Here is an 11492-nt window from a genome sequence, read left to right as displayed (position 1 = left end):
CGGTTCGCTCCGAACCAGCCTTCTCAACGGCTGGCAAGGCGTCGCGCCGTAAGATACGGCAGCGGGTTGACCCAGCGGCCGTCGTGTTTGATGGCGAAATGCAGGTGCGGCCCCGTCGTGCGTCCGGAGCTGCCGACCAGGCCGAGAAGCTGTCCCGCGCGAATTCGCTGGCCGACCTTGCACCGGTATGCGGAAAGGTGGCCGAACACGAGGGTCATGTTACCGCTCTGAATGCGGACTTCCCGGCCCATGGCGCCGGCCCGGCTGGCCGAAACGACGATCCCGTCGATCGGACAGGCGATGGGCGTGCCGTTCATCGACCGGATGTCGATGCCGGTATGGAAGGAGGAGCGCCGGGTGATCGGGTGCCTGCGCATGCCGAAGCCGGACGAAATCTCCCCGTTCACCGGCCAGAAGAGATCCGAGTCGGAATACTGGCGGCTGGAGACGCTCGCTATTTTATAGCTTTTCGTATTTTTCGCGCCGCCGTCCTGCTCGCCGGCGAGCGCCATCAGCGTCTCATCCAGGGTGGGCGCATGGCGGCGGGCCAGCCGGAAGAGTTCCGAGGCTACAAGCCGCCAGAGCGGCGTCACGGAAAACGTCCCTTTCGCCTCGAACGACGAAACGGCCGGATCGGGCGGCAGGATCTGGAGGCCGATGAACGCGACCAGAATCAGCGCATACCGTACGCGGCCGGGCAAGGGGCGGATAACGGGTTCCTGCATCAGCTGCCGCTCTTCCCTGAGCCTTTGTAGTTCGGGTTGATCAGCGAGAGGAACTCGGCGTTGCTCTTCGTGGCCGAAATGCTCTTCACGAGCATTTCGATGACTTCCTGGTTCCCCTTCTCCTCGAAGGCTCGTCGTAGAATGATGACCTTGTTGAGGTCTTCGGCGTTCATCAGCAGCTCTTCCTTGCGCGTGCCGGACATCTTCACGTCGATGCAGGGGAAGACGCGCTTGTTGAACAGCTTGCGGTCGAGGTGCAGCTCCATGTTGCCGGTGCCCTTGAACTCCTCGAAGATGACTTCGTCCATCTTGGAACCGGTGTCGATCAGCGCCGTGGCGATGACCGTCAGGCTGCCGCCGCCTTCGATCTGGCGGGCCGCGCCCAGGAAGCGCTTCGGCTTGTGAAGGGCGAACGGGTTCACGCCGCCGGTGAGGGTCTGGCCGGCCGACGGAACCGAGATGTTGTAGGCGCGGGCCAGCCGCGTGATCGAGTCGAGCAGGATCACGACGTCGCGCCCGAGCTCGACGTACCGTTTCGCCTTTTCCAGGAGCAGTTCGGATACTTTTATATGGTGGCTGATATGTTCGTCGAACGTCGAAGCGACGACTTCGGCATCGACCGAGCGGCGCATGTCTGTGACTTCCTCGGGCCGCTCGTCGATCAGCAGAATCAGCATCAGGACTTCGGGATGGTTCGCGATGATCGCGTTGGCGAGCTTCTTGAGCAGAACCGTCTTGCCGGCTTTCGGGGGGGCGACGATCAGGCCGCGCTGGCCTTTTCCGATGGGGCAGATGAGGTCGAAGACCCGCATCGACGTATCGAGGTCGCTCGTTTCGAGGGTGAACCGGTTCGTCGGGAAGACCGGCACGCCGTCTTCGAAATTCTTGCGCTTCGACAGATGCTCGAGGCTGAGGCCGTTCACCGCTTCGATGCGCAGGAGCGAATGGTAGCTCTCGTCATCTTTCGGCAGGCGCACCTGGGCGATGACGTGATCGCCGTTCATCAGGCCGAACCGCTTGAGTTGCGACGGGGAGACGTAGACGTCGTCGTCGTTCTGGATGTAGCTGCGGGTGCGGATGAACCCGTAGCCGTCCGGCAGCACCTCGAGAGTGCCTTCGGAGAGGGCGAGGCCCTGACGGTTCAGATGCTCGCGGAGGATGGCCCGGATCATCTGGTCCTTTTTCATTTTCTCTGCGCCGAGGATGTTGAACTCCTTGGCGATCAGCCGAAGGCCCTTGACAGGCTCTTCGCAGAGTTTGAGATACGTCAGGGCGGACTCGTCCACAACGGTTTCCCCTTTCGTGGGTTCAGACGGGTGAATTGGCGCGGTGACCTGTTGCATCGATGTATCCTTCCCGGAATCAGCGGGGTTTTCTCGTCGGCGGGACAATGGCGCGTGCCAGTTCCTTAAACAGAATTTGTCCGACGCCGACCGGTGCGTTCTTCGACCGTTCCTGGTCTAGCATATCGGTGAATATATTTTCCGCCATGCCGCCGCTTACGAGACCGGTCTTGTGCACCGTCTTCCTCATTTCCTTCATCATCTGCATGACAAAGATCGATTCGAAGTCGTTGCAGGCTGTTTCGAGCTTCTTCAGCTCTTTTTTCTTGTCGTCCGACAGCCGGTCGTAGCCTGGCACGGCGGCTTTGGCCGAAACGCCCGACGGGGCCGACAACCGGCGAATGTTTTCCAAGCGACGCTCCTAACTCAGTTTCTGCTGAAGGGCCCGGAACCGTTCGTTCTTCGGCTCGAGCTCGACGGCCTTGCGGAGGTTCTCGCGGGCGCCGGCGTAATCGCCCGTCGCCTGCTGCGCTTCCGCGAGGGCGAAGAACGCGTCGGCATCGCTGTACAGCATGCCGAAGCTGTAATGGAAATCGATCTCGTCGGTGTCGTATTCGACGGCCTTGAGCAGGTATTCGACGGCCTTTTCGTGTTGCTGCAGGAAGAAATAGCTGCGGCCGATGTAGTAGTGGCCCTCGGCATACCGGTTCTTGAACCGGATCAGGTTCGAGTAATGCTCGATCACCTTCTCGAACTGCTGGATCGCCTCGATCGGGTGGTTCACCTGCATCAGCGCCTGACCGAGCATGAATCGGGCCATGACGTCGCCCGGATCTTTCACGAGGGCCCGCTTCAGATTCTCGATCGCTTCGCCGTACATCGCCATCTCGAGATACACGTGGCCCATGCGGCCGTAGATCTCGAAATGCTTCGGGTCGATGCTCAGCGCTTTCTGGAACTCGTAGAGCGCTTCGGAATGACGTCCGAGATGGGCATAGGCACACCCGAGATCGAAATGCGAGTTCTCGACCTCGGGCTTGAGTTCGCTCGACTTCTTGAACATATCGACGGCCTGCGTGATGAGCCCCTTCTTCATGTAGAAGTCGCCGAGCTTGTTATACGCCTCGGCGAATAGGGGGTCGAGCTTGACGGCCTTCTCCATTTCGGTGATGGCGTCGGTGAGTTTGCCGCGCATGTCGAACGACAGGCCGCGGTCAAAGTGCTGGTTGGCGAGATCCCGATCCTCGATATTGATCATGCGTTCATCTCCTGGAAAATTTCCAAGATACAACCCTTTTGGGGAGAGGGGGGAAGCAAAAGACGACAAACCATAGCATACCCTCCCGAAAAGATCAAGGCACGGGAAAATTTTTCTGCGTTACATGATCTTGAGCTCGCCGTTCAGGGCTCCAGCTGCTTCAATGGCTTGAAAGATCGCAATCAGGTCCTTGGGGGATGCCCCGATACTGTTGAGGGCGGTAACGAGGTCATCGACCGTCGTTTCGCCCTGTATCGCCACGAGGCTTCCGCTTTTGGGCTGCTGTTTTGCGCCGCCGCCTGCCGGGGTGCGCTGTGCATTGTCGCCGATCTCGATCTTCAGGCCGCTCTGGGAAATGGCGACCTTGTTGATGCGCACCTTGTTGCCGACGATGACGGTTCCCGTGCGCTCGTTGATGACGACGCGATTCGGCTCCTCGATCGTCAGGGTCAGTTCGTCGATAGCGGCCGCAAAGCTGACCGGATCGTCCTTGAAACTGCTCGGAATCGTCAATTCAAGGGTGCCCGGGTTGGAGATCCGCGCCCAGCCCTCGCCGAACTTGCGTTCGATCGTCTCTTTCACTTTGCGGGAAAGCGCCGTGTCCTTCCGCTGGAGAACCAAGCTGAACGAGCCGTCCTGCCCGAACACGTCTCCGACTTCCTGCTCCTGGATGGCTCCGTTCGGAATCTGCGCGACCGTGAGATGGTTCTTCTGCGGGGTATTCCCGCCAGCCCCCCCACCGCCGGCCGTTCCGGCCTGGAACCCGCCGATCGAGATGTTGCCCTGCGCGACCGCATACACCTGGCCGTTGCCGCCCTTCAGCAGCGTCGGAAGCAGAACGCCGCCCTGGAGGCTCTTGCAGTCGCCGATCGAACTGACCGTCACGTCGAACGATTCACCGGTCCTGCCGAACGCCGGAAGCATCCCCGTCACGATGACGGCGGCGCAGTTTTTCGTCTGGATGGCCGAAGCGTCGATCTCCATACCCATGTTCTGGAGCATGCCCTTCATCATTTCCGTGCTCATGGCCGTCTTGTCGCCGGTGCCGTCGAGACCTGTCACCAGACCGTATCCGAGAACCTGATACTCACGGGCCGTGTTGATGCGGGCGATGTCCTTGATGCGAACCTGAGCCTCGGCCCATACAGGGCACACGTCGCCGAACGTCAGCACGCCGGCCAGGGCCAGGGCGACAACCGAACCGCATCTTCCACCAGAAAATCGTTTCACGGTCTGTTCCTCGAAAAACAAGATGATCGATCGGGGCCGAAATACTCTGCTCCAGTAAATGTATCGGCACGCGGTCGCTCCTGCCGAAGAGCCGGACGCCGTTTTCGGCCGAAAAAAATCGGGCCCCCCCGAGGGAAGCCCGATTCACCGAGTGAGGAGGCGTTAGAAAACGAACTGCGTTATCTGGGTCATCAGGCCCGGCTTCTGCGTCGAGCCGACCGATCCCTTGCCGTCGTATTTGATCTCTGCGTTCGCGAGCAGACTCGATTTGACCTGGTTGCTGGCGTTGATGTCCCGCGGCCGGGCGATGCCCTTCACCCGCAGAATCTGCGTTTCGCGGTTGACCCGGATCGAGCGGCTGCCTTCGAGAAGCAGGTTGCCGTTGGGCAACACTTCCATCACCGTCGTCGTGACGGTCCCGGCGAGCTTGCCGGAACGGGTCGTCGTGCCGTTGCCCTTCCAGGCGTTCTTGATCTCGTTCTTCCCGATGAACTCGCTGACGACTTTCTTGAAAAAGGGAATCTGCGGCTCCGACTTCACCTCGACCGACGCGTCGTCCTGCGCGTTCGTCGTCGCCGCCTGCTGGGCTGTCGCCTCTTCCGAGATCACGACGGTGATGATGTCGCCGGCCCTGAACTCGTGGGCGCCCTGGGACGAATACAGGTCGCGGCCGTTCAGCCACAGCGAGGCCGCCGGGGCGGTCGATGCCGCCAGGGCGAAGAGAACGACGACGAGCAGGCGGGAAACGTTAGTTCGCGACATGTTCCACTTTTCCTTCCGCGGTGATGATGCCCTTGATCGGGCGCTTGTTCTGGAGGTTGAGGAGCCTGATGGATTCCCCGGCGCGACCGTTCTGCAGCGCCTTCGCCGGGACGACCAGACAGAGGCTGCCGCTCTTGACCGTGAATTCGACCTGCTCTCCGTTCTTAACCAGATATTCGCCCGATGAATTCCCGATCGGCTCCGGCTCGGGGCCCGTTTCGCCGGGGAGGGCCGGTGATTCGGCGTGGTCGGCGGAGTCGGTATTCTCGGACACGTGCGTCATATTCGATAGTGTGTTCTGTTTCGGTTCGGGGATGCACGCCGAGGCCAGGTCGCCTGCCCGGACGATGGTGCCGGGGGATTTGAAGTTCGCCAGCTGTTTTCCGACCACCTCGCCGATCGCCACGACCGGGTTGGGCTGGTCGTTCCGCAGACGGATCGTTTCCTCGATCAGGTCGTTCGCCGACAGGCATTCGCCTCGCTTCACCAGCCGCCGGAGCTTGGCGACCCGGACGGTTCTCGAAACGTCGGCCTGGATGATCTGCCGGACCGTCGTTTCCCCGCACCGGGCTTCGAGCTGAAACACCCTCATGCCGAGCTTGTTGGAAGACATCGGCGTCAGCGTCCAGCTTTCAGGCGGTTCGGGCAGAACGACGTGGCGCGGGAGATTCGACAGATCGACCTGAACGTCGCCGGCGACGTCCTTTTCGATGCGCTCGTAGCAGAGTTCGCGCACCTTCGCTGCGATCTCCTCGCCGGAGAGCATCGCGCCTTTTCGCAGCACCTGCACGCGCTGCGGAAGCTCGAACATCGTCGCGAAGCTTCCCAGTTTGCGGCTCAGCTCGTTCCGGTGGAGGGTGATCGAGCCGAGCGGCTCCGAAATGAATCCGACCGGGATTTTCGCCAGCGCCGCCTTCACCGACGGCGCGGCGTCGCTTCCTACCAGCATCGACGCGTCGACGCGGCCGTCGGTGACGAGAACCGTCGATTTCACCGGCAACATCGGCGATGTCGCCGCCCGGGCCGGTAGAGGGGCGGGGCCGAACGAGAGGAAGAGGGCCAGCAGCGCCGTTCCCGCGAGGTGGGCAGCCGGCTTCAGGAAGCCGGAATCAGTGGGCTGACGAAGATGGGCCATCAGTCAGAAGCTCCTCAGCGGCGCAGGTTGTTGGCGATCTGGAGCATCGAGTCGGACGTCTGGATCGTCTTGGAGTTCGCTTCGTAGGCGCGCTGCGCCACGATCATGTTCACCATCTCCTCGACGACCTTCACGTTCGACATTTCGACGTAGCCCTGTTCGATCTCGCCGAGTTCCTGGGTGCCGGGAATGCCGACGATCGCTTCGCCTGAGCTGCCGGTGGGCGTGAACAGATTTCTGCCGATCGACTTGAGGCCGGCCGGGTTGATGAAATCCGCCGTCTCGATCTGGCCGAGCACCTGGAGATCGGCCTGGTTCGGCATCTTCGCTGCGACGATGCCCGACGGCGTGATGTTGATGCCCAACGCATCCTGAGGGATCGTGATGTTCGGCAGTATGGAATACCCGTCGCTGGTCACGATCATGCCGTTGCTGTCGAGCTTCCATGCGCCGTCGCGTGTGTAGCCGACGTCGCCGTTGGGCAGCTGCACCTGGAAGAAGCCCTTGCCGGTGATGACGACGTCGAGAGGCTGGTCGCTCTGCTGGAACTCGCCCTGCGTGAAAATCTTCGTGATGGCGACCGGCCGGACGCCGTGGCCGAGCTGGATGCCGACGGGATAGTTGTTCCCCGTCGAGATCGGCGTCCCGGGCTCCTTGAGCGTCTGGTAGATCAGGTCCTGGAAGTCGACGCGATCCTTCTTGAATCCCGTTGTCGTGACGTTGGCCAGGTTGTTGGAAATGACGTCGATGTTCATTTCCTGGCCCTTCATGCCGGTCGAAGCGGACCACAGCGAACGCATCATGGCTGGTTACCTCCCGTCTTGTGTTTCATCAGCGGCGAGTCGGCCCGACGGAGTTGACGACCTTGTCGAGCAGGGAGTCGTGCGCCTGAATGCACTTGGAATTCGCTTCATAGGCGCGTGAGACCTCGATCATCTTGACCATTTCCTCGACGAGACTGAAGTTCGGCTTTTCCACGTAGCCGACCTTCACCTTCCCGTCCGCCCGCTGCACGTCGCCGTACGCGCGGGTGAAATTGTTCGTGTTCTCCTTGCGGAACGCCTTGCGATCGGAGGCCATGCCGCGAACGAGCCTGAATCGCGGCTCGCCGTTCACCAGCACGCGGCCCTCGGTGTCGAGCGTGACCTTGTCGGTCGGCCCGACCTGCACGCGGGCGATCTCGAGCGCGGCGTTCGGCGTCCCGTCTTCCCCCACGAGAAGACGGTCCTCGAGGCTTCGCGGTGGCTCGGGCTCGGCCATCACGAAATCGCCGTTCATGTTCGTGAGGTAGCCGTCCTGGTTCAGCGTGAACACCCCGTCGCGCGAGTAGCGGATGCCGTTCGGCGTCTCCATCAGGAAAAAGGCCTTGGCGTTCTCGAGCGCGCAGTCCAGCTCGTTGTCGGTGAACTGCAGCTTCCCGAGGGAAAAATCCGTGTAGGACTCGTCCAGGATGACGCCGGTTCCGACCTTGCCGATCTTCGGCGCCTTCTCGAAGGGCCGCGGCGGATACAGCTCGCCGTCGTTGACGCGGTTGAGCACCATCGTGGGCAGTTCCTTGAACACCCCCTGGTCGCGCTTGTAACCGACGGTGTCGACGTTCGCAAGATTGTTGGCGATCATGTCCTGGCGGATCGTCTCCACCAGCATCGAGGACGCCGACGTGTAAATGCCGCGTATCATCGTTTTGCCTTTCCGTGAGACCGGGGTGGAACCACCTGACGGCAGTTCATGGACTTGTCGCACGGGCCGACGCGCGCGAGGACGTCGTCTCCGATGGGATTCGAACCGAAACTGAGGCTTTGGGCGACGTGCGCGTGAAGACATTTCACCCCGAACATGCTGCGGCTGCCGACGATATTCGTCGCCGAAAGCACCGATTCGACATCGTCAGGAAGCGGATGTCCCGCAATTTCCTCGGCCAGGTCGCAACGCTGCTTCTGCAGCAGCTGCTGCCCCTCGATAAACCGTTCCCGGAACCCCGCATCTTCAGCAAGTCGCTTGGAAAACATCTGGACCTCCTGTGCCGCTTCGAGTTTTGCCACTTCGTAGCGAAGGCGTGGGCAGACGAGCCAGAGGAAGGTCGGAAACGGCTTCCACCGGCCGTTTTCCTGATACACCGGATCCGCCTGCAGAACTTGCGGCGTGCCGTCGCCGCACCGAGTCGCGATGCGGTAGGGAAGCTTGGCCGGCCGGCCGAGCAGTGTCTCGACCATCGCGGCTTCTTCCGGTGTCGGCATTTCGTTTCGAACAGGCATAGTTTTGCTCATCCTTACTCAGGACATCGGCAAACGCGAAGACTCCCCGAAGGGAAAAACGACATTTTTTTCGATTTTTCTGACTCTCTCGAATCTTCGGCACGTTTCCGCCCATCCCTTAGCAGCCTGTGGATAAAATCATGATTTCGGTTCGTGGTGAGGTATCGAACCACGAACATGCCTTTGAGAACATCCCGATGAAATCTTCGAAAAGCATTTGTTCGGGGAAACGCGGGCATATCTCGATGCGCCCGGTGTTGCGGGGGTGACGGGATCAGAGTATCTTGAGAAGTGAAGCTGGAAATGCAGTCAGAATGGGGAAATACATGAAAATTCGATCGTGTGCGGCAACATTCGCTTACATCGCCATGTTCCTTTTCGTAACGCTGATCTCTGCGTCAGCCGGCCCATTCGATGCCGGCCACGTCGTGGTGACGGGAAACGATGCGACGGACGAGGCTGTGGCCGAGACCGCCGATGTCGAGCTGGCGACGACTTCGATGAGGCCGCGCATTACGGGCGCCTTCCTCCAGATCTGGGAATCCGACAACGACAATTCCCTCGAATTCTGGCGCGGCGAGCTTGAAGCGATGCGCGCTGCCGGAATGCGCATCGTCATCCCCCAATACTCCAAAAGCAGCGGCGTGGATCTGACGCCCGCCGTCGAACTGATCTTGCAGGTCGCGGACGAACTGAAGATGCAGGTGTTCATCGGAACGCTGCTCGACGAAGAGGGCTGGTATCTGAAAAAGCTGAATCCGCTTTTCCTGGCGAAGGAGCGGGTCAAGGTGGCGGCATACACGACCGAACTGGTGAGGCGGTTCAAGGAATACACGTCGTTCCGGGGCCTCTATATTCCCTATGAGGACAACACGCTCTCGCTTCCCGGTTCGATGGGTGCCTTCTACGGCGCGATCGCCGAAGCCGCGCGGGCGGAGAAGCCCGAGCTGAAAGTGATGATATCCCCGTTCACGACCCCCCGCCCGGGAATGGCAAAATCGCTCCCGACCTGGATGCTCAGGCAGTATTTCAAGTCGATGCTCGCGAAGGCGAAGGTGGACATCATCGCCTGGCAGGACGGCGTCGGCGGCACCACGAATCAGATCGCGCGTATTCCACACGATCTGGCTCCGATCGCCTCGGCGGCCCGGGAACTCGATATCCAGATCTGGGGAAACTGCGAAGTGTTCCATCGCACGTCGCCCCTATCGGAGGATTTCGAAGCCGAACCGACGACGATGGAGATTCTTGCCCGGCAGATCGAGGGCGCTGCGCCGTTCGTCGACCGTTTCATTTGTTTCGATTTCAATCACTATTTTTCGCCCAGGATCGGTCCCAAGGCCGAACAGCTCTACAAAGACTACTGCGCCTGGGTGGGCATCACCCACAAAAATCCCTGAATGGCTGCCCTGCGCTGGCTGACCGCGGGTGAGTCGCACGGAAAAGCCCTGGTCGGCATTCTCGAGGGAATGCCGGCCGGGGTTTTTGTTGCCGAGGCTGCGTTCAAAAAGCTCCTGACCCGCCGCCTCAGCGGCTATGGAAGAGGCAGCCGCGCCGCCTCGATCGAACGCGACGCCGTGGAGATCCTCTCGGGCATCAGGTTCGGCCGCACGACCGGCAGCCCGATCTCGATGGCGATATATAATAAAGACTATTCAAAACACGCCGCCGCGATGGAGGTGTTCGGGCCCCGACCGGAAGGGGAGAAGCCCGTCACGGCACCGCGGCCCGGCCATGCCGACCTCGCCGGCGCGCTGAAGTATGAAACCGGCGACATCCGTGATATCCGTGAGCGGGCCTCGGCCCGGGAAACGGCGATGCGGTGCGCGCTTTCCGTGCCCGCCCGGGCCCTGCTCTCGGAACTCGGCATGACCTCGGCCGCCTTCGTGCGGCGCATCGGAACGCAGGAAGCCGCGATTCCCGAAACGGCGGCCGTCGCGGAGCTGACGGCTCTGATCGACGAGGTCGGCGAAGGCTTCCTGACACCCGACCCGAACGTCGTCATCCCCTGGACGCTGTTGATCGACAAGGCGCGCGCCTCCGGCGACACGCTCGGCGGAGAGGTCGAGATTCGCTTCGAAGGCCTGCCGGCAGGGTTGGGCAGCCACGTGCAGGCCGACCGCCGCCTCGATGCCCGGCTCGCCGCCGCCGTGATGGGCCTGCCGGGCGTCCACGCCGTCGAGATCGGCCAGGCCGTCCGACAGAGCCGCCTGCCTGGATCTCAGGCCCACGACCCGATTCTCTGGAACGAGCCGCGCGGCTGGGTGCGGCCCACGAACCTGTGCGGCGGCCTCGAAGGCGGCATGTCGAACGGTTCCCAACTCGTGCTCCGTGCCGTAATGAAGCCCCTTCCCGGCAGCATGCCCGGCGAAACCCCCTCGATCGAGCCGTCCCACACATCTGTTCCGCTGGCCGCCGACCGCTCCGACACCGTCGCCCTCGCTGCCCTCGCCGTTACTGCCGAATCGGCCCTCGCCCTCGAACTGGCAAACGCCATCCTCGAGCGCTTCGGCGGCGACTCCCTGCCGCAAATTGCCGAGTCGATGCCACGCCCAAACACCCGATAATCGGTGTAACTCCTTGTCTCACATGGAACACGACAATCACTCGCAGACTCGGTCCCGTTCGTGCTGAGCTTGTCGAAGCACGAACAGCCACTTGCCGATGGTTCCTCATTTCGCCCTTCGACAGGCTCAGGGCGAACGGTTGGTTTCATTCTGCAGGACTCAATACTCTGATCTCATTCAGTAATGGCCGAGTCTTGCTTCGGTGGAGGAAGCCTGCTTCTGCCTTGAATTTGCTTCCGCCCGGTCGCCCGATACGATCGAGCGTACATGATAAAAA

Annotated in this window: 12 protein-coding genes; 2 read left to right on the top strand and 10 right to left on the bottom strand. The window is 61.3% G+C overall.

Going from position 1 to position 11492, the window contains the following annotated elements:
• Positions 1 to 23: 23 nt before the first annotated feature.
• The 10 genes from PLU72_08570 to PLU72_08525 form a co-directional block, all read right to left on the bottom strand.
• Positions 24 to 725, bottom strand: a complete 702-nt coding sequence (locus tag PLU72_08570) for a M23 family metallopeptidase (protein HOT28232.1) — start codon at positions 723 to 725, stop codon at positions 24 to 26.
• Complete coding sequence (gene rho, locus PLU72_08565; protein HOT28231.1) at positions 725 to 2068, bottom strand: transcription termination factor Rho; 1344 nt, start codon at positions 2066 to 2068, stop codon at positions 725 to 727. Before rho ends, PLU72_08570 begins: the two co-directional genes overlap by 1 nt.
• A gap of 19 nt (positions 2069 to 2087) precedes the next feature.
• Positions 2088 to 2420 carry a rod-binding protein gene (locus PLU72_08560; GenBank protein ID HOT28230.1) on the bottom strand — a complete coding sequence of 111 codons (333 nt, stop codon included), beginning with the start codon at positions 2418 to 2420 and terminating at the stop codon, positions 2088 to 2090.
• 9 nt (positions 2421 to 2429) lie between these two features.
• Positions 2430 to 3266 carry a tetratricopeptide repeat protein gene (locus tag PLU72_08555; protein ID HOT28229.1) on the bottom strand — a complete coding sequence of 279 codons (837 nt, stop codon included), beginning with the start codon at positions 3264 to 3266 and terminating at the stop codon, positions 2430 to 2432.
• Between the two features lie 120 nt (positions 3267 to 3386).
• The gene (locus PLU72_08550; protein ID HOT28228.1) at positions 3387 to 4496 is read right to left on the bottom strand and encodes a flagellar basal body P-ring protein FlgI; all 1110 of its coding nucleotides are present in this window, start codon (positions 4494 to 4496) and stop codon (positions 3387 to 3389) included.
• 162 nt (positions 4497 to 4658) lie between these two features.
• Positions 4659 to 5258, bottom strand: coding sequence for a flagellar basal body L-ring protein FlgH (locus tag PLU72_08545; GenBank protein HOT28227.1), 600 nt, complete (start codon positions 5256 to 5258; stop codon positions 4659 to 4661).
• Positions 5245 to 6393 (bottom strand): flagella basal body P-ring formation protein FlgA, encoded by a 1149-nt coding sequence (locus tag PLU72_08540; protein ID HOT28226.1) that lies wholly within the window; start codon positions 6391 to 6393, stop codon positions 5245 to 5247. Before PLU72_08540 ends, PLU72_08545 begins: the two co-directional genes overlap by 14 nt.
• 14 nt (positions 6394 to 6407) lie before the next feature.
• The gene (flgG, locus tag PLU72_08535) at positions 6408 to 7196 is read right to left on the bottom strand and encodes a flagellar basal-body rod protein FlgG (protein HOT28225.1); all 789 of its coding nucleotides are present in this window, start codon (positions 7194 to 7196) and stop codon (positions 6408 to 6410) included.
• 28 nt (positions 7197 to 7224) lie between these two features.
• Positions 7225 to 8073, bottom strand: a complete 849-nt coding sequence (locus PLU72_08530) for a flagellar hook-basal body protein (protein HOT28224.1) — start codon at positions 8071 to 8073, stop codon at positions 7225 to 7227.
• Positions 8070 to 8648 (bottom strand): DUF501 domain-containing protein, encoded by a 579-nt coding sequence (locus PLU72_08525; GenBank protein ID HOT28223.1) that lies wholly within the window; start codon positions 8646 to 8648, stop codon positions 8070 to 8072. Before PLU72_08525 ends, PLU72_08530 begins: the two co-directional genes overlap by 4 nt.
• Positions 8649 to 8974: 326 nt before the next feature.
• Between PLU72_08525 and PLU72_08520 the strand changes: the two genes are divergently transcribed.
• Both PLU72_08520 and aroC read left to right on the top strand, forming a co-directional pair.
• Positions 8975 to 10048: a DUF4434 domain-containing protein gene (locus tag PLU72_08520; protein HOT28222.1), complete on the top strand. Its 1074-nt coding sequence runs from the start codon at positions 8975 to 8977 to the stop codon at positions 10046 to 10048.
• Positions 10049 to 11215, top strand: coding sequence for a chorismate synthase (gene aroC / locus PLU72_08515; protein HOT28221.1), 1167 nt, complete (start codon positions 10049 to 10051; stop codon positions 11213 to 11215).
• Positions 11216 to 11492: the final 277 nt, after the last annotated feature.

The organism is Candidatus Ozemobacteraceae bacterium (assembly GCA_035373905.1).
GTDB lineage: Bacteria > Muiribacteriota > Ozemobacteria > Ozemobacterales > Ozemobacteraceae > MWAR01.
The sequence above is the reverse complement of the archived record's forward strand: the minus strand, read 5'-3'. Positions and strand labels throughout refer to the sequence as shown.

Coding starts and splice junctions, on each gene's coding strand:
- PLU72_08570 (HOT28232.1), bottom strand. CDS start 725: ATGCAGGAACCCGTTATCCGCCCCTTGCCCGGCCGCGTACGGTATGCG.
- rho (HOT28231.1), bottom strand. CDS start 2,068: ATGCAACAGGTCACCGCGCCAATTCACCCGTCTGAACCCACGAAAGGG.
- PLU72_08555 (HOT28229.1), bottom strand. CDS start 3,266: ATGATCAATATCGAGGATCGGGATCTCGCCAACCAGCACTTTGACCGC.
- PLU72_08545 (HOT28227.1), bottom strand. CDS start 5,258: ATGTCGCGAACTAACGTTTCCCGCCTGCTCGTCGTCGTTCTCTTCGCC.
- PLU72_08540 (HOT28226.1), bottom strand. CDS start 6,393: ATGGCCCATCTTCGTCAGCCCACTGATTCCGGCTTCCTGAAGCCGGCT.
- flgG (HOT28225.1), bottom strand. CDS start 7,196: ATGATGCGTTCGCTGTGGTCCGCTTCGACCGGCATGAAGGGCCAGGAA.
- PLU72_08530 (HOT28224.1), bottom strand. CDS start 8,073: ATGATACGCGGCATTTACACGTCGGCGTCCTCGATGCTGGTGGAGACG.
- PLU72_08525 (HOT28223.1), bottom strand. CDS start 8,648: ATGCCTGTTCGAAACGAAATGCCGACACCGGAAGAAGCCGCGATGGTC.
- PLU72_08520 (HOT28222.1), top strand. CDS start 8,975: ATGAAAATTCGATCGTGTGCGGCAACATTCGCTTACATCGCCATGTTC.
- aroC (HOT28221.1), top strand. CDS start 10,049: ATGGCTGCCCTGCGCTGGCTGACCGCGGGTGAGTCGCACGGAAAAGCC.